This window comes from Arcobacter suis CECT 7833 (assembly GCF_003544815.1).
GTDB lineage: Bacteria > Campylobacterota > Campylobacteria > Campylobacterales > Arcobacteraceae > Aliarcobacter > Aliarcobacter suis.
The window spans coordinates 1,514,565-1,530,754 of sequence record NZ_CP032100.1 but is presented as its reverse complement, the minus strand read 5'-3'; the positions used below and the strand labels follow the sequence as shown (position 1 = coordinate 1,530,754).

The window sequence follows — 16,190 nt, the reverse complement described above, 5'->3', positions numbered from 1 at the left end:
GGATAAAATCAAAGTGATGCAAGTATCACTGCAAAGCCATTTTTTGTGAAGTTTGGATTTATACAAGTTAAAGAAAATCTTGTAAAAAGAGAAAATGTTGAGTTGAAAAATTTTAGTATGGAAATTGATTTGAAAAAATAATATAAAAACATTACAATTTGTAATAATTATTTTGTTTTTTATTTTTCTATGATAACATTTTTAAAAAAAGGATACAGTTATGTTTACTCATAAAAATAATACTTATTTACAAATTGATACAGCAAAAATTTACTATGAAGAGTTAGGTGATAAAAGTAAAGATGTTCTTCTATTTTTACATGGTGGATTAGGAACTATTGAAGATTTAGGTGAAATAGCAAAAGATTTTATAAACGATTATAGAATTATTGGCATTGACAGTAGAGGACATGGAGCTTCTACATTAGGAAAAAATAAATTATCGTATGAACTTATAGAAAATGATATATATGCTATTTTAGATTATTTAAATATAAAAAAAGTTTCGATTATAGGTTTTAGTGATGGTGGCATTGTTGGTTTAAGAATGGCTTCTTCAAATAAAATAAAAGTTGAGAAACTCGTTTCAATTGCTTCTTCATGGAATCTTGATGAACAACAAAAAGATATATATAAATCATTAACAGCTGAAGAAATGAAAAATATTTTTTCTAAAGAGTATGATTTATATCAAAAACTAAACTCAGAAGCAAATTTTGAATTATTATCAAAAGGATTGATTAAAATGTGGATAGATGAGTCAAGTAGTGGCTATCCAAATGAAAATGTAAAAAATATTAGCGCAAAAACACTTTTAATAAGAGGAGATAATGATTTTTTAACTTCATTAAATAGTTTTGAAGTTCTTCAAAGCAAATTAAGTGAGTGCTCAATTTTAAATATCCCTTTTGCTGAACATGAAGTATATAAAGAAGAAAAAGAGATAGTTGTTTCATATATAAAAAGATTTTTCTAAATCTCTATGAAAAAATATTATAGTACTATACGTTCCAAAATTAACTAATAAAGTGAAAAGATGAAAGTAAAATATTTAGAAAAATTTTATGTTGCGGGAATCACAACAAGAACAAACAACAAAATAGAATTAGATGAAACAACAGCACAGATACCACAACTTTGGCAAAGATATGTAGATGAAAATATTGAAAGTAAAACATTCAACAAGTCAAGAAATTTGGCTATGTTTGGAGTTTACAATAAATATGAAAAAGATGTAAATTCTGATTATGATTATACAATTGGTGTTGAAGTTACAAAATTTAAAAATGCAATTACTATAGAAAAAGATAGATATTTGGTATTTTCAAAAAAAGGTGAATTTCCAAAAGTTGTAATAGAAACTTGGCATGAAGTTTGGGACTATTTCGCTTCAAAAGAGTGTGAGTATGAAAGAGCATACAATTTTGATTTTGAAAAATATTCAAAAGATGATGAAATAGAAATATATATTTCTATAAAATAACATTTAGGCAAAAAATATGGCATTTCAAAAAGAGCAAAAAGAAGAACTCTTAAAAGTTAAATATGTAGGCGAAACAGTTGTTAAACGATTTGAACAAATCGGTATTAATTCTTTAGAAGATTTGGCAAAAAGTAATGTGGAAGAGATTACAGATATCGTTTCAGATATTTTAGGAAGTTCTTGTTGGAAAAATTCTCCTCAAGCAAAAAAAGCTGTTCAAAATGCAATAGATTTTGCAAAAAATCACCCTAAATCATAAGAAAGCATTATTATTGTATAATCGGGCATTTAATGTCAAAAGGAAAATAATGAGTCAATTACCAAACTGCCCAAAATGCGGAAGTGAATACACTTACGAAGATGGGAATTTATATATCTGTCCTGAGTGTGCTAATGAATGGTCACAGGATGCAGCTGAGCAAAGTAGTGATACATTAGTAGTAAAAGATGCAAATGGTACTATTTTACAAGATGGAGATGATGTAACTGTTATTAAAGATTTAAAAGTTAAAGGAAGTTCATCTGGAATTAAAGTTGGTACTAAAATAAAAGGTATTAGACTTGTTGAAGGAAATGATGGTCATAACATCGACTGTAAAGTTACAGGTGTTGGAGCTATTAAATTGAAACAAGAGTTTGTTAAAAAATCTTAATTTAATTAAATAAGAAGTTTTGAATTTCAAAACTTCTTAAAATCTCAAGCCTTATAATCTTCAATTTTAAATGCGTTAAATAATATATCAGTTGCTAACATTCTAGCTCCATGATTTAGTGCATCTATTATATCTTTGTCTTGCCAATCCAACTTTCTTAGTTCATCCATATCATTTTCATTTACTTTGTGAGGATCTTTCATAGAGTTGATTACAAATTTCAAAAGGGCATTCTCTTTTTGCGTTAATTTTGAGCTATCTAAATCTTTTTTCATTGATTGTACTTCTTCAATACTCCATTTTGCATGGTTTACTAACATTGCTGTATTAAAATCGATACAAAAATTACACTCTTCTTTACTTGATACACAAATTCTAATACTTGCAAGTAGTGCCATTGATAAAGTAGGGTGAGTTGAGTAATATTTTATAAAATCTAATTGCTGTTTTAAAAGTTCAGGACTTGAACTAAATAGTTTTGCATTGTTTCCAACACTTCCTCTTACTTTGATAATTTCATTATAAATTTCAAGTAATTCACCACTTACTTCATTTGTTTCGTATGTTTTTATAATTGGCATTGTTTATCCTTTTTTATTGTTAACAAATTGGTCAAGTCTAATTTTAATAAAACTTGACCAATTTGTCAAGTTTAAAATGTTATAATTCAAAATGGAAAATAATACAAGAAAAAATTTAATAGATTCAGCCTTTAGTGAGATTTATTCAAATGGCTATCAAGGTGCATCATTAACTACAATATTAAAAAATGCAAAGGTACATAAAGGTTCAATGTACCATTTTTTTGAAAATAAAAAAGATATGGCATTGGTTTGTATAAAAGAGAAAATCTACGAACGATTTGTACAAAGATATTCTTTGATTTTAGCCTTAGAATCAGGCTATTTAGAAGCTTTTATAAATGGCTTAAAAGATACAAGCCAAAGGGATTTTAACAAAGGTTGTCCTATTGCAAATATTGTGCAAGAGATGTCAAATATTGATGAAGATTTCAAAGTTTTAATGGAAGAGATTTATCAATCATTTAGAAAAAATATAAAAGATATTTTAGATATTTCAATACAAAAAAATGAGATGAAAGCGTGTGATACAACAAAACTTGCGCTTTATATAGCTTCAACTTTAGAAGGTGCAATATTATCTGCAAAAGCTACTGGAAATATCCAAGATTATGTAGATGTTGTTGATATTTTATCTTCATATATAATGTCATTTAAAAAGAGTTAAGATGAATTTAGAAAAATTAAAAGATATGGAAGCAGAGTTTTTATTTCAATATCCAAAGGGTTTTGAAGATGCGAAGTTTTTCCCAACAATGAAAAAGTTTAACCCCTCAAAACTTGAAGAGTTCACAAAAGAAAATCTAAAAAAAGAGAATTTTTCTAATCCAAACTTGGTTGTGGATGCTTTTTTCAAAATCATTCAAAAATCTGTTTTGGTTTCGTTGTTTGATAAACTAAAATTTCGTGATATGTTAGCTGGTTTAACTTCCTATGAAAAAGATATGTTAAGTATTGAATTATATGAACTTCTACATGGAAATCAAAAAAATGGTTTTGAGGGAATAGTAGAGTTTTTAGCTCAATATAGTCTTGCAAAATGGACGATAATTTCTGTAATTTTGTATTATAACAATAGACAAAAAGAGTATTTTATAAAACCTACAACCACAAAAAATGTAATCAAATATTTTGAAATAAAAGATTTAGTTTACAAACCAACTCCTAGTTTTGAATTTTATGATTCTTACAAAAAAATACTCAATGAGATGAAAAAAAATGTAGATAAAACTTTGAGTTTTGATAATGCAGCATTTACTGGATTTTTAAGAATTGGTATGGAAGATTGATTTTATGAAAGAGTTGTATTATGAGCAGTTTAGAAATATATGTAAACAATATTATGATTTTAATAATGAGAATTTTGAAAGACTCAAAAATATCACTTTTTTAAAAGAGGTAAAAAAAGGTGAAATTTTACTTGATAATTATTCAAAAGCAAAATATATCTATTTTATTTGTAAAGGGATTTTACGAACTTATTATTTAGGTGAGAATGGTGAGATTTATACTAAAAATCTTTTTAGTGAGAATTATTTTTCAGCTTCAAAGGTTTCACTTCTTACAAAAGAAGATTCATATCTAAATATAGAAGCTTTGGAAGATTGTACGCTTATTTTTATAGATTTTGAAAAATATAAAGAGTTGATAGATAAATACAATGAATTTAAAACTTTTTATATAAATTATTTAGAAAAAAACTGGGTAATAATAAAAGAAAAAAATGAGATTTCTCTAATTCTTGATGATGCAACAATAAGATATGAGAATTTTATAAAAAATAATCCAAATATCGAAAATAGAATAGCCAAGCACCATATCGCAAATCATTTAGGCATAACTCCAACTCAATTAAGCCGAATTAGAAAAAAGTTAAATAAATAAAGTTATTCTATTATCGCATCCATATCTTTAGCATATTGTTCTCCCCATTTAGCCATTATTGTAAATATTTCAAGAAGTCTTTCCCCATGAATTGTTAGTGAATATTCAACTTTTGGTGGAACTTCTGGAAAAACAACTCTTTGTACCAGAGATACTTCTTCTAAAGCTTTTAGTTTTCTGCTTAAAGTTCTTTGTGAAGTGTCGGAAATTTTTTCTGATAATTCACTAATTCGTAATGGTTTTGTAGATAAATTCCAAAGTATTAAAAATTTCCATTTATCATCAACTAAATCCATAGGTATTTTACTTGGACATTCGTATTGTTTTCCATTTAGTTTTATCATTATTTATCCTTTGACGTATTTTATCTAATAATGACTAAAATATCAATTATGACATATTTATCACTACTTGACAAAAATGTCATAAATGGATAAGATTTTGAAAATATATAAAAGGATAAAAAATGAAGAAAGTATTAATCAACCTAGTTCATCCAAATATAGATGAGTCAAGAGTAAATAAATTTTTAAGTCAAACAGCTCAAAAAGAAGAGAATGTAACAGTAAATAATTTATATGCAAAATATCCAGATTTTAAAATAGATGTAGAAAAAGAACAAGAATTACTTTTACAAAATGATGTAATTATTTTCCAATTTCCAATGTATTGGTTAAGTTCTCCAGCACTTTTAAAAGAGTGGTTAGATGTAGTTTTTACTTATAATTTTGCTTATGGAGAAAACTATAAACTTGAAGGTAAAAAGTTTGTTATTGCTGTAAGTACAGGAAGTGGAATAGCACAATACAGCTCAACAGGAAGTAATAAACATTCAGTTGAAGAGTTTTTAACTCCATTTGTTGGAACTGCAAATTATATAAAAATGGATTATCAAAATCCTTTTGTTACTTATGAAACATTTGTTATAAGTGATGAACAACTTGAAGAATCTGCAAAAAATTATGTGGAATATATAAAAAACATTTCAAAATAAAATTTTGAAATGTCTAAATTATATTTTTTACAAGTTGCATCCAGAAATATTGTAATGGAAATAAAAAAATTATAGTAATAACAGCAAGTATCAATAAAAACTTAACCCCTTTAGTTTGTTTGATATTTGCTAAAGCTAAACCAATTATTATTGGTGGTGATTGAAATGGTAAAAATATAGTTGAAAATGCTGTTACTTCCATCATAATTACTTCATTTAAACTAAAATTACTTATTAAACTTATATGTTCTGCCATTGGTGTAAAAATTGCTGGAATTGATGGTTGAGTTATAAATATACCACTAATAGCCATAAATAAACTAATAATTATTTGATTTAGTATCTCATAACTTGTTGGTTCAAAATGATTAATAGTTGTATTTAGAATCTCTTTTATGTAATCATTATTTGCAACTATATTTCCAAGGCTAATAATCGAAGCAACTAAAAGTAAAGAAGCAAAATTTATGCTATTTAAATCTTTGTTTTTTATGATATTTATAGCTGGATTTGCTAAAAATAAAACACCAACAATAGCAATTACACTTGCAGAAATACCATGAATAAAATCTGTAGTCCAAAAAAGTAGCATCATAAGCGTTGTACCAATAACTATTTTTTCATCTTTTGATAAAAGATTTTTTTCACTTTTTAAAATAGAAGGTTTTACTGTATCGTGATACATAAAATAAATCATAGCAACAATAATTATATTTTTTATAAAACCTAAAACAAAAAAGTTTGCAACTAAATAGTGCGAATATAAAAGCTCAAAACCATAGATTTCATGGGTTAATCCACTTAATATCATGTTTGGTACATTTGCAGGTAAAATTGCAAAAGCAGGAATTACTGTTGAAAAAATAAAAGCTAACATGATTCCAACATAACCATTATCATGTTCTTTAAATCCAAAGTTTTTGGCAATAATAGCTGCAATTGGAATTAAAAGTACAATTCTTCCTAAGCTTGAAGGCATAATAAAACTAAATAATAAAGAAAAAATATTTATATAAATCAAAATACTTAAATAACTTGGATTTTTTATATTGGTAAAAAAAGTTGAAAATCTCTCACTTAATTTTACATTTTTTATAGCACTTGCTATTAACATTCCAGCAAATACAAGCCAAAATGCAGAAGATGAAAATCCTGAAAAAATAATATCTTTGCTACTTAAAGAAAATATTAAACTTGTAAATAAAAAAATTAGCGAAGTTTGATAATCAGGTATTATTGAAGTTGCCCAAAAAATAATAACTGTTATAAGTAAAGTTACTAAAATCACATTTTTTTCATCTACAATGAAGTTTGATAAACTAATATAAATGACTAAAGGAATAAGAAAGAATAGAATATTTTTAATCAAAAAAAGCCTTTTTATTTTAAGAAGTAGTGATTTTTAATCCAATAATACCAAGAATAATAAAAAGAATACTTATAATTCTAAGTAAATTAACAGAATCATTAAAAAGAATTATACCAGCTATTACTGTACCAACTGTTCCAATTCCAACCCAAACAGCGTAAGCAGTTCCAAGAGGAAGAGTTTTTAGTGAAATACTTAGTAACCAAACACTTATAAGCATTGAAAGTATAGTTAAAATGCTAGGTATTAGTTTGCTAAAACCATCCGTATATTTAAGACCTATTGCCCAGAATATTTCAAATAATCCAGCAATTATAAGAATAACCCAATTTGTACTCATACATTTTCCTTTAAAAATGAGGTCGTCCTCTAAATTAAATGTAGAGGTAAGGTCGTCCTTACTTACTTGTATAAATTTTATACAAAATTTCTTAAAAAAGTGATAAATTATAGTTTAATCAACATATGTAAATGAAATTATAATGTTATTTCACTAAGATTACATCTATTATTTATCAAAGGATTTTTTTGACTCAAACACTTAAAGCTCATTTTTTAGTACTTTTTGCTACTTTTTTAGTAGCTGGTTCTTTTATTGCTTCTTCTAAACTTTCAGGAGTGATTGATTCTATTTCACTTACTTTGTTTAGATTTTTTTTAGCTTCTTTGTTTTTATCACCAGTGGTTCTTTTAAACAAAAAACTTAGAGAAAAAATTATTTCTACAATGCCTCGTGCCATGATTATTAGTCTATTTTACTCTTTATATTTTATCTCATTTTTCAAAGCTTTAGAGACAACAACTGCTTTAAATGCTGGAACTTTATATACTTTAGTTCCTTTAATAACTGCAGTTTTTTGTGTTTTTATATTTAAAGATAAAATTAGTTTTTATCAGATGATTTTATATTTTATTGGAATAATTGGTACTTGTATTGTTGTTTTTAAAGGAAATTTAGAATTATTCTTGAGTTTTTCTTTGAATTATGGAGATTTTATTTTCTTGTTTGCAACGGTTTTTATGGCTTTGTATTCTATTTCATTAAAATTTCTTCATAAAAAAGATGATGAACTTTTTGTATTAGTTTTTACAACTTTACTTGGTGGTTGCATTTGGATGTTTTTAGCTTTAGAAATTTTTAATATACCTTTAGAGTGGGAAAAAATAGAAGGAGATTTGATTTTTTATATGGCTTATTTAGTAATTGGGGCGACTTTAACAACTGTGTATTTATATCAAAAATCTTCAATTATATTAGGTCCTAAAAAACTTATGGCATATATATATTTAAATCCAGCAGCGGTTGCTGTATTGATGTATATATTTGAAAGAAAACTTATAACATCTTGGATTTTAGTGGGAATTATAATCTCAACATTTGCTACAATAGTTCTATTAAAACAAAAATAAGAGAATTATTATGAAAATACCAAATATGATTTATGGAACAGCTTGGAAAAAAGAAAATACAACAAATTTAGTTTTTGAAGCTTTAAAACAAGGTTTTAAAGGCATTGATACCGCATGTCAACCAAAACATTACAGAGAAGATTTAGTTGGTCTTGGTTTACAAAAAGCGTATGAAATAGGAATAAAAAGAGAAGATTTATTTTTACAAACAAAATTTACTCCAATTGATGGACAAGACCAAACTAATATGCCATATTTAGAAAGTGATGAAATAGAAGTACAAGTAGAAAAATCCTTTGAAAAATCTAAAAAAAATCTAAAAACTGACTTTATAAACGCTTATATTTTACATTCACCCGTATATCCAGGAAGTAAACTTCAAAAAGTTTGGCAAAAAATGGAAGAGTTTTATGACAAAAAAGAAGTAGGGGCTTTGGGAATTAGTAATTGTTATGATTTAGATGTTTTAAAATATTTATACAATAACGCAAAAGTAAAACCAACTATTGTCCAAAACAGATTTTATGCTCAATCAGGTTATGACAAAGATTTAAGAGCTTTTTGTAAACAGCATAACATCACTTATGAGAGTTTTTGGTCACTAACTGCAAATCCAAATATTCTTTCACATGAAGTTTTACAAAATCTAGCACTCAAATATAAAAAAGGTGTAGCTGAAATCTTTTATAGATTTTTAAATCATATAGATATTGTTCCGCTAAATGGCACAACTTCAACAAAACATATGATTGAAGATTTGAAAATTAGTGGTTTTGAACTTACAAATGAAGAAATTAAACAAATTTCCAGTTTTTTAAACTAATACCTCGATTTATTATCTGATATTTTTAGTATAATAATTTTAAAAATTTAGGTAATTTTTAAGAAAAAGGTTTAATTTATGAGAATAATTGAAATTCTCTTCAAATCTAAAATAATATTAATAATTTTATTATTTACATTTGCATATTCTAAAGAAAAAGTAACTCTTCAATTAAAATGGTTTCATCAATTTCAATTTGCAGGATACTATGTTGCAAAAGAAAAAGGTTTTTACGATGAAGTTGGATTAGATGTTGATATAAAACAAAGAGATTTAAGATTTAATAATATTCAACAAGTAATAGATGAAGAAGCACACTACGGAGTAGCTGATTCAGCTTTATTGTTGTATAAAATGAGAAATGAACCAGTTGTTATTGTAGCTCCTATATTTCAGCATTCTCCAAATGTTTTAATTTCTTTAAAAAGTAGTGGAATAGATTCTCCTTATGCTTTAAATAATAAAAACATTTCATTTTATGGAAATGATATTGATAGTTTTGCAATATTAGCAATGTTAAAAAAGATGGATATTAAACCAAATTTTGTAGCAAAAAGAGAAGCTAATGACTACTTAAAATTGCTTAACAAAGAGATAGATTTATCTTCTGCTTATTTGAGTAATGAACCTTTTTATTTTAAAGAAAAAAATATAGATGTTAATGTTATTAATCCAATAAATTATGGATTTGATTTATATGGAGATATGTTATTTACAAATAAAAATGAAGCAATAAATCATCCAGATCGTGTCGAAAAATTTAAAAAAGCAACACTAAAAGGTTGGGACTATGCTTTAAAGCATAAAGAAGAAATAGTTCAATTAATTCATAATAAATATAATAATAAAAAATCTATTGAGCATTTAAGATTTGAAGCAAATGTAATTGAAGAGATGATAGATATAAAAGATGCTACTTTAGGAAGTTCAGATAAGGGACGTTTTCAATATATTTCAGAATTATATAAAGATTATGGTTTATCAGAAAATAGTTTAAATATAAAAGATTTTATTTTTGGAGATTTCAAAAATAATTTAAATTTGACTAAAGAAGAGTTAAATTATATAAAAAATAAAAAAGAGATGACTTATTGTATTGATCCAAATTGGATGCCTTTTGAAAAAATTATTGATTCAAAACATGTGGGTATCACAGCAGATTATTTTAAAATTTTTGAACAAAAATTAGGTATTCCTTTAAAACTTGTTCCAACTTCAAGTTGGAAAGAATCTTTAACTTTTGTAGAGAATAAAAAATGCGATATTATTTCTCTTCTTATATCAACTCAAAAACGAAAAGAATTTTTAAATTTTACAAAAACATATATTCAATCTCCTTTGATTATAGTAACAAGAATTGATGAACTTTTTATCCCAAATATTTCTGATATTGAAAATAAGAAAATAGGTATAGTAAAAGATTATGCATATGTTGAAGTTTTAAAAAAGAAATATCCTAATATAAATATTTCTGAAGTTGAAAATATTGAAGATGGTTTAAATAAAGTTAAAAATAAAGAATTATTCGGATTTATTGATACTTTAACCACCGTTTCTTATGCTATACAAAATAAATTTATTGCCCAATTAAAGATTAGTGGAAAAATAGATGAAAATTGGGATTTAAGTATTGGAACAAGAGTTGATGAACCTTTATTAAATGATATTTTTAATAAAGCAATTGGTACTTTGACTTTTGAAGATAAACAAATAATTTTTAATAAATGGATTCCTATAAATATTGGAGAATCAACAAATTATAAAGTAATTGCACTTTGGGTTTTTGGAACAATATTTTTATTTGGAATTATTCTTTTTATATTTATAAATGCAAATTTAAAATTAAAAATAGAAATTAAAAAAAGAAAAAAAATAGAAACGAGATTAAAAAGTTTTAATAAATTAATTGATGAACATATAATTTCTTCTTCAACAGATTTAAAAGGATTTATCACAGATGTTTCAAGTGCTTTTTGTCGTATTAGTAAGTATTCAAGGGAAGAACTTATTGGTCAAAATCATAATATTGTAAGACATCCTGATATTTCTAGTGAAATTTATAAAGATTTGTGGAATACAATTAGTGCAAATAAGATTTGGAAGGGAGATATTAAAGATAGAGCAAAAGATGGAGTAGATTATTGGATACACATAACAATAAGCCCAAAATTTGATGAGTTTAATAACAAAATAGGCTACATTTCAATAAAACAAGATATAACTGATAAAAAAATTATTGAACAAATATCTATAACAGATGGTTTAACAAATATTTATAATCAACGTTATTTTAATGATTTTTCTACAAAATTTATAAATAGTGCAAAAAGAGAAAATCAATTTATCTCATTTTTGATTATGGATGTTGATTATTTTAAACAATACAATGATACATATGGTCATCAAATGGGGGATAATGCTTTAAAAAAAGTAGCAAATACCTTAACAGAATCTACTACAAGAGCAAATGATTATTGTTTTAGATTAGGTGGAGAAGAGTTTGGTATATTGTTTAAATGCCAAAATAAAGAAAAAGCTTTTGAATTTGCAAATAAAATTTTAAAAAATATACAAAATTTAAAAATAGAACATAAAAGTAGTAATGTAAGTGAACATATTACTGTATCTATGGGGTTAATTAGCGATTATGCAAGCAATATTATGGATATAGATGATATATATAAAAAAGCAGATAAATTGCTTTATATGGCAAAAGAATCAGGAAGAAATAAAGTAGTAAATGAATAGGATATTTTAATGAAATTTGTACTACCTGATTTTTTGGAAAAAAATCATACTTTAAATAAGTTAGAAAATCTTTCAATATGCAAATATATTCAATATGAAGAACAACATAAAAATGAAGTTTTTATCTCTACAAATATGCTTATATTTGTAATAAAAGGTTCTAAAATACTTCATTTTAAAGATGAAAGAATAGTCGCAAACTCACAAGATGTACTTTTTTTAAAAAGTGGAAATTATGTAATGAGTGAAATTTTAGATAACTATTATGAAGCAATATTATTTATGTATGATGATAATCTTCTTTTGGATTTTATAAAAAAATATGATTTACATTTTGATGAAAAAAGATTATTTGAGAATAATATTTTAAAAATTGAAAAAACAACAAAATTTGAAATTTTCCAATCTTCTGTTTTATCATATTTGAAAACTGTAACATCAAACCAAGAATTTATAATTAAACTTAAATTAGAAGAAGCCTTTTTAAATATATTGGAATCCAATTCAAAAAAGAGTTTTGAAGCATTTTTATCTTCAATTTATACAAATAATTCTTTTAAAACAAAAATAGAAAAAGAGTTTGAAGTCGATAAAAATGTGCTTTTATTTGCAAAAGAGTTTAATATTACTGATTTAGCTTTTAGAAATAAATTTAAAGATAATTTTGGAATAACTCCTAAAAAATGGCAAATTATTAAAAAACTTGAAAAAGCAAAATTATTACTTGAAACAACAGACTATAATGTTACTGAAGTATGTCAACAAAGTGGATTTGATAATATTTCTTGGTTTATTCAAGCTTTTAAAAAAGAGTATAAAATTACTCCAAAACAGATAAAAAACAACAAAAATTGAATTTTTTCTAATAGAATTAAAGATTCATTTTTTATATAATATTTTTAAATTAAAGGAGAAAGATTATGAAAAAAATAGCATTATTAATAGTTTTTAGTGCAAGTATTATTTTTGCACAAAATTTTACATTAAGTAGTACTGATTTACAAGGACAACTTACAAACAAACAAGTTTTCAATGGTTTTGGATGTACTGGTGAAAATATTTCACCACAACTTTCTTGGAAAGACGCTCCAAAGGGAACAAAATCTTTTGCAGTTACTGTTTATGATCCAGATGCACCAACTGGCTCAGGATGGTGGCATTGGGTTGTTTTTGATATTTCAAAAGATAAATTTACACTTCCAAGTGGTTTTGGAAATAGTGAATCAAAAGATGCTATTCAAAGTATAACTGATTATGGAAAAAGTGGATTTGGTGGTGCTTGTCCTCCCCAAGGAGATAAAGCTCATAAATATATTTTTACGGTTCATGCCCTTGATGTTGAAACTTTAGGATTAGATAAAAATGCAAATGCTGCATTAGTTGGATTTTATTTAAACTCTCACTCTTTGGCAAAAGCTTCTTTGATTTCATATTACGGAAGATAAATTATATAAATCTGCTTTTTAGAAACTCTATTAGGGTTTCAAAAAGTAGGTTTTTTGATTTTTCTTTATGATAAACTAAATAAAACTCTCTTTTTAATTCTAGATTTTTTAGTTTGATTTGAAATAGTTTTTTCTCTTTTAGCTCTTTTTGTACAATAACTTTTGAGATAGCTGTTACTGTATTTGGATTATTTAAAATTATAGTTTTAATCTCTTCAAAATCTTGTAATTGCATAAAAATATCTAAATCTTTTGCTATTTCTCCAAGATGATTTATAAATATTTCTCGTGTTCCTGAGCCAGTTTCTCTTAAAATCCATCTTTTTTTTATGCTATCAATAAAAGCTTCTTTATGGTGATTTTTGTCACTTGTAACAACTATTAGTTCATCATCACATAGTTTTTCTTTTATTAAACTTGAATTTTGTATATCAACTTCAATAAGTCCAATATCAAGTTGAGATTTTAGAATTTTATCTATAATTTTGCTTGAATTTATGGTTAAAATATCTAGTTTTACATCTTTATATTTTGTTAAAAAATCATAATAGATATTTGGCATTATATAGTTTGAAATAGTTTTACTTGTAGCTATTCTTATATTTCCTGCAAGTTTATTCTCTTGAAAAATATTTTGTGCATCAATAAGTGCCAAGTAGTGTAAAAGAGTTTTTTCCTTAAAATATTTCCCTTTTTCATTTAAAATCAGTTTTTTTCCAATTCTATCAAAAAGCTGTTCATTTAAAGAATTTTCCAAAGATTTAATAGCCAGGGAAATTGCCGATTGACTTATATTTAATTCAAGTGCTACTTGAGTTACTTGTGGATTTTCACAAAGTTTATAAAAAAAGTGCAACTCTTTTAGTGTCATTTATAAGTCCTTATTAGAAATATTAATCATTATATTAAAAATAATATATTTTACAAATTAAAATATATCAGTTATACTTCAAAAATCAAAGGAATAATATTATGAAAACTAATAAATTAAATATTAAAAATACTTTTTATGGAGTTTTATTTGTAGGTATTTTTGCATTAATTGCAACAATTGTAGCAGAAGCAGATTTTTTTAGAAATTTAGCAATTAGCCCACTTATTATTGGAATAGTTTTAGGAATTTTTTATGCCAATACTTTAAAACATAAACTTCCAGCTACTTGGCAAAGTGGAATTATATTTTCTACAAAATATATTTTAAGATTTGGGATTATTTTATATGGATTTAGACTTACTTTTCAAAATCTTCAAGAAGTAGGGTTTAGTGGAGTTTTTATAGCTTTTTGCATAGTTGCTTTTACTTTTATCTTTGGATATATAATAGGAACGAAGGTTTTAAAACTAGATAGAGAAATTACTATTTTATGTAGTGCTGGAAGTTCTATTTGTGGAGCTGCTGCTGTATTAGCAACTCAAAGTGTTTTGAAAAATGAAGCCTATAAAAGTGCAATTGCTGTCTCTTTTGTGGTAATTTTTGGAACTATTACTATGTTTTTATATCCATTTTTATATAAATTAGGAATTTTTGATTTAAGTGCATCTGAAATGGGAGTTTATATTGGCTCAACTTTACATGAGGTAGCTCATGTTGTTGGAGCTTCAACATCTTTGGGTGAAGCTGTATCAAAAGATGCAATTATTGTAAAAATGATAAGAGTTATATTTTTAGTGCCTTTTTTAATTTTATTATCTTTTTGGTTGATTAAAACTGGATTTCATAATAAAAATGAGAAAACAAAGCTTATTATTCCTTGGTTTGCCGTGATGTTTATATTAGTTGCAGGTTTTAACTCTTTTGGATTTTTATCTGAAAATATAATTAAAAGTATAAACTTTATAGATACTTTTTCTCTAACAATGGCAATGACAGCTTTAGGAATGGAAACAAGTTTTGATAAGTTTAAAAACGTAGGAATGAAACCTTTTTATTTGTCTTTGATTTTATTTATTTGGTTAATGGTTGTAGGATATTTTTTAGTTAAGTTTTTCTTTTAAAATAAGTATCTTAAAGATACTTATTTTACTTCAATACCGAATTTTTCTAGTAAATTTACCCAAATAATATTTTTTCCATCTTTATCAAAAAGAGTTGGAGTTCCTTGAACATTTAATTTCATTCCAATTTGGATTTGTTCATCTAATTGTTTTTCTAATTTTTCAAGTTCTGCTTGAGTATATTTCATACTTTTAGCTTTTTCTATACTTGCAGTTGAATCAAACATAGCAGTTACTTTTTTATCTGTTGTTTTTTGACTCATTATGTATAAAGATAAATCTTTTGCATTTGTGTGAGAATCAAGTGGGTAATAAAACACTCTGATTTTTACTTTATCTTGAATTTTTGGAAGATAAGATTCTAACATTTTACAGTATTTACATTCAGGATCTGTAAATAAAAAGTATTCTTCAGTTCCTGTTCCATAAACAAAAGCTTCTTTTCCTCTAATTGGAGCTACATCAGCTGGAGAAGTTATTTTCATTCCATTTGAAGCATCAATTACATCCCCTGCAAGAACAAGTTTTTTATCTTTTGTTAAATAAATCTCATCAGGATTTCCTTGAACACTGATATTTAAAATATACAAACTTCCAGTATCATAAGCTTTATTTATTTTTATTTGAGCTCTTTTAAATAATTCAAGTTGCTCCATTTGAGCTATCTCAACCTTTGATACTTCTTTATAGTCAGCACTCAAACTACCTGCTAGAACTAAAGAACTGATTATCACTTTTTTTGTAAAATCAAACATTACAAATCCTAATATAAATTTTTTTGCGTATTGTATCTATTTTATATTAA

Annotated in this window: 20 protein-coding genes; 14 read left to right on the top strand and 6 right to left on the bottom strand. The window is 25.2% G+C overall.

Annotation, left to right across the window (positions count from 1 at the left end; translation table 11 throughout):
- Positions 1–220: 220 nt before the first annotated feature.
- Genes ASUIS_RS07865 through ASUIS_RS07850 form a run of 4 tightly spaced genes read left to right on the top strand, consistent with a single transcriptional unit; the run spans position 221 to position 2,136 of the window.
- On the top strand, positions 221–976 hold the full coding sequence (locus tag ASUIS_RS07865) for an alpha/beta fold hydrolase (RefSeq protein WP_118886514.1): 756 nt from the start codon (positions 221–223) through the stop codon (positions 974–976).
- 60 nt (positions 977–1,036) lie between these two features.
- On the top strand, positions 1,037–1,483 hold the full coding sequence (locus ASUIS_RS07860; RefSeq protein WP_118886513.1) for a GyrI-like domain-containing protein: 447 nt from the start codon (positions 1,037–1,039) through the stop codon (positions 1,481–1,483).
- Between the two features lie 16 nt (positions 1,484–1,499).
- Positions 1,500–1,742 carry a helix-hairpin-helix domain-containing protein gene (locus ASUIS_RS07855; RefSeq protein WP_118886512.1) on the top strand — a complete coding sequence of 81 codons (243 nt, stop codon included), beginning with the start codon at positions 1,500–1,502 and terminating at the stop codon, positions 1,740–1,742.
- A gap of 49 nt (positions 1,743–1,791) precedes the next feature.
- Positions 1,792–2,136, top strand: coding sequence for a zinc ribbon domain-containing protein YjdM (locus tag ASUIS_RS07850; RefSeq protein ID WP_118886511.1), 345 nt, complete (start codon positions 1,792–1,794; stop codon positions 2,134–2,136).
- A gap of 44 nt (positions 2,137–2,180) precedes the next feature.
- On the opposite strand, the gene ASUIS_RS07845 is transcribed toward ASUIS_RS07850, so the two are convergent.
- On the bottom strand, positions 2,181–2,717 hold the full coding sequence (locus ASUIS_RS07845; protein WP_118886510.1) for a carboxymuconolactone decarboxylase family protein: 537 nt from the start codon (positions 2,715–2,717) through the stop codon (positions 2,181–2,183).
- Positions 2,718–2,808: 91 nt separating this feature from the next.
- Here ASUIS_RS07845 and ASUIS_RS07840 point away from each other — a divergent pair, with 91 nt between their 5' ends.
- The 3 genes from ASUIS_RS07840 to ASUIS_RS07830 are packed head-to-tail and all read left to right on the top strand — an operon-like array spanning position 2,809 to position 4,601.
- Positions 2,809–3,384 carry a TetR/AcrR family transcriptional regulator gene (locus ASUIS_RS07840; protein WP_118886509.1) on the top strand — a complete coding sequence of 192 codons (576 nt, stop codon included), beginning with the start codon at positions 2,809–2,811 and terminating at the stop codon, positions 3,382–3,384.
- 1 nt (position 3,385) lies between these two features.
- Positions 3,386–4,006, top strand: a complete 621-nt coding sequence (locus tag ASUIS_RS07835) for a hypothetical protein (RefSeq protein ID WP_118886508.1) — start codon at positions 3,386–3,388, stop codon at positions 4,004–4,006.
- Between the two features lie 4 nt (positions 4,007–4,010).
- Entirely contained in the window at positions 4,011–4,601 is a 591-nt protein-coding gene (locus ASUIS_RS07830) for a Crp/Fnr family transcriptional regulator (RefSeq protein WP_118886507.1), read from the top strand.
- A 2-nt stretch (positions 4,602–4,603) separates the two neighbouring features.
- On the opposite strand, the gene ASUIS_RS07825 is transcribed toward ASUIS_RS07830, so the two are convergent.
- Complete coding sequence (locus ASUIS_RS07825) at positions 4,604–4,945, bottom strand: winged helix-turn-helix transcriptional regulator (protein ID WP_118886506.1); 342 nt, start codon at positions 4,943–4,945, stop codon at positions 4,604–4,606.
- A 122-nt stretch (positions 4,946–5,067) separates the two neighbouring features.
- Between ASUIS_RS07825 and ASUIS_RS07820 the strand changes: the two genes are divergently transcribed.
- Positions 5,068–5,595 carry an NAD(P)H-dependent oxidoreductase gene (locus tag ASUIS_RS07820; protein ID WP_118886505.1) on the top strand — a complete coding sequence of 176 codons (528 nt, stop codon included), beginning with the start codon at positions 5,068–5,070 and terminating at the stop codon, positions 5,593–5,595.
- A gap of 13 nt (positions 5,596–5,608) precedes the next feature.
- Here the strand turns inward: ASUIS_RS07820 and ASUIS_RS07815 are convergent, their stop codons facing one another.
- The gene (locus ASUIS_RS07815; RefSeq protein ID WP_118886504.1) at positions 5,609–6,964 is read right to left on the bottom strand and encodes an SLC13 family permease; all 1,356 of its coding nucleotides are present in this window, start codon (positions 6,962–6,964) and stop codon (positions 5,609–5,611) included.
- A gap of 16 nt (positions 6,965–6,980) precedes the next feature.
- Complete coding sequence (sugE, locus tag ASUIS_RS07810; RefSeq protein ID WP_118886503.1) at positions 6,981–7,304, bottom strand: quaternary ammonium compound efflux SMR transporter SugE; 324 nt, start codon at positions 7,302–7,304, stop codon at positions 6,981–6,983.
- A 188-nt stretch (positions 7,305–7,492) separates the two neighbouring features.
- On the opposite strand from sugE, the gene ASUIS_RS07805 reads away from it, so the two are divergent.
- From ASUIS_RS07805 to ASUIS_RS07785, 5 genes are all read left to right on the top strand, one after another.
- Positions 7,493–8,374, top strand: a complete 882-nt coding sequence (locus ASUIS_RS07805; protein ID WP_118886502.1) for a DMT family transporter — start codon at positions 7,493–7,495, stop codon at positions 8,372–8,374.
- A 10-nt stretch (positions 8,375–8,384) separates the two neighbouring features.
- The gene (locus ASUIS_RS07800) at positions 8,385–9,197 is read left to right on the top strand and encodes an aldo/keto reductase family protein (protein ID WP_118886501.1); all 813 of its coding nucleotides are present in this window, start codon (positions 8,385–8,387) and stop codon (positions 9,195–9,197) included.
- A gap of 78 nt (positions 9,198–9,275) precedes the next feature.
- Positions 9,276–11,945 carry an ABC transporter substrate-binding protein gene (locus ASUIS_RS07795; RefSeq protein WP_118886500.1) on the top strand — a complete coding sequence of 890 codons (2,670 nt, stop codon included), beginning with the start codon at positions 9,276–9,278 and terminating at the stop codon, positions 11,943–11,945.
- 9 nt (positions 11,946–11,954) lie between these two features.
- Entirely contained in the window at positions 11,955–12,800 is an 846-nt protein-coding gene (locus ASUIS_RS07790) for a helix-turn-helix domain-containing protein (protein ID WP_118886499.1), read from the top strand.
- 65 nt (positions 12,801–12,865) lie between these two features.
- Positions 12,866–13,390 carry a YbhB/YbcL family Raf kinase inhibitor-like protein gene (locus ASUIS_RS07785; RefSeq protein ID WP_118886498.1) on the top strand — a complete coding sequence of 175 codons (525 nt, stop codon included), beginning with the start codon at positions 12,866–12,868 and terminating at the stop codon, positions 13,388–13,390.
- A gap of 1 nt (position 13,391) precedes the next feature.
- On the opposite strand, the gene ASUIS_RS07780 is transcribed toward ASUIS_RS07785, so the two are convergent.
- Positions 13,392–14,261 carry a LysR substrate-binding domain-containing protein gene (locus tag ASUIS_RS07780; RefSeq protein ID WP_118886497.1) on the bottom strand — a complete coding sequence of 290 codons (870 nt, stop codon included), beginning with the start codon at positions 14,259–14,261 and terminating at the stop codon, positions 13,392–13,394.
- Between the two features lie 101 nt (positions 14,262–14,362).
- On the opposite strand from ASUIS_RS07780, the gene ASUIS_RS07775 reads away from it, so the two are divergent.
- Positions 14,363–15,385 carry a YeiH family protein gene (locus ASUIS_RS07775; protein ID WP_118886496.1) on the top strand — a complete coding sequence of 341 codons (1,023 nt, stop codon included), beginning with the start codon at positions 14,363–14,365 and terminating at the stop codon, positions 15,383–15,385.
- A gap of 20 nt (positions 15,386–15,405) precedes the next feature.
- On the opposite strand, the gene ASUIS_RS07770 is transcribed toward ASUIS_RS07775, so the two are convergent.
- On the bottom strand, positions 15,406–16,140 hold the full coding sequence (locus ASUIS_RS07770; protein ID WP_118886495.1) for a thioredoxin fold domain-containing protein: 735 nt from the start codon (positions 16,138–16,140) through the stop codon (positions 15,406–15,408).
- Positions 16,141–16,190 lie beyond the last annotated feature (50 nt).

Bases quoted from the DNA above. Each gene is read 5' to 3' on its own strand.
- ASUIS_RS07775 (WP_118886496.1), top strand. From the start codon at position 14,363: ATGAAAACTAATAAATTAAATATTAAAAATACTTTTTATGGAGTTTTA.
- ASUIS_RS07835 (WP_118886508.1), top strand. From the start codon at position 3,386: ATGAATTTAGAAAAATTAAAAGATATGGAAGCAGAGTTTTTATTTCAA.
- sugE (WP_118886503.1), bottom strand. From the start codon at position 7,304: ATGAGTACAAATTGGGTTATTCTTATAATTGCTGGATTATTTGAAATA.
- ASUIS_RS07800 (WP_118886501.1), top strand. From the start codon at position 8,385: ATGAAAATACCAAATATGATTTATGGAACAGCTTGGAAAAAAGAAAAT.
- ASUIS_RS07830 (WP_118886507.1), top strand. From the start codon at position 4,011: ATGAAAGAGTTGTATTATGAGCAGTTTAGAAATATATGTAAACAATAT.
- ASUIS_RS07820 (WP_118886505.1), top strand. From the start codon at position 5,068: ATGAAGAAAGTATTAATCAACCTAGTTCATCCAAATATAGATGAGTCA.
- ASUIS_RS07850 (WP_118886511.1), top strand. From the start codon at position 1,792: ATGAGTCAATTACCAAACTGCCCAAAATGCGGAAGTGAATACACTTAC.
- ASUIS_RS07865 (WP_118886514.1), top strand. From the start codon at position 221: ATGTTTACTCATAAAAATAATACTTATTTACAAATTGATACAGCAAAA.
- ASUIS_RS07790 (WP_118886499.1), top strand. From the start codon at position 11,955: ATGAAATTTGTACTACCTGATTTTTTGGAAAAAAATCATACTTTAAAT.
- ASUIS_RS07840 (WP_118886509.1), top strand. From the start codon at position 2,809: ATGGAAAATAATACAAGAAAAAATTTAATAGATTCAGCCTTTAGTGAG.
- ASUIS_RS07795 (WP_118886500.1), top strand. From the start codon at position 9,276: ATGAGAATAATTGAAATTCTCTTCAAATCTAAAATAATATTAATAATT.
- ASUIS_RS07780 (WP_118886497.1), bottom strand. From the start codon at position 14,261: ATGACACTAAAAGAGTTGCACTTTTTTTATAAACTTTGTGAAAATCCA.
- ASUIS_RS07855 (WP_118886512.1), top strand. From the start codon at position 1,500: ATGGCATTTCAAAAAGAGCAAAAAGAAGAACTCTTAAAAGTTAAATAT.
- ASUIS_RS07845 (WP_118886510.1), bottom strand. From the start codon at position 2,717: ATGCCAATTATAAAAACATACGAAACAAATGAAGTAAGTGGTGAATTA.
- ASUIS_RS07785 (WP_118886498.1), top strand. From the start codon at position 12,866: ATGAAAAAAATAGCATTATTAATAGTTTTTAGTGCAAGTATTATTTTT.
- ASUIS_RS07860 (WP_118886513.1), top strand. From the start codon at position 1,037: ATGAAAGTAAAATATTTAGAAAAATTTTATGTTGCGGGAATCACAACA.
- ASUIS_RS07770 (WP_118886495.1), bottom strand. From the start codon at position 16,140: ATGTTTGATTTTACAAAAAAAGTGATAATCAGTTCTTTAGTTCTAGCA.
- ASUIS_RS07825 (WP_118886506.1), bottom strand. From the start codon at position 4,945: ATGATAAAACTAAATGGAAAACAATACGAATGTCCAAGTAAAATACCT.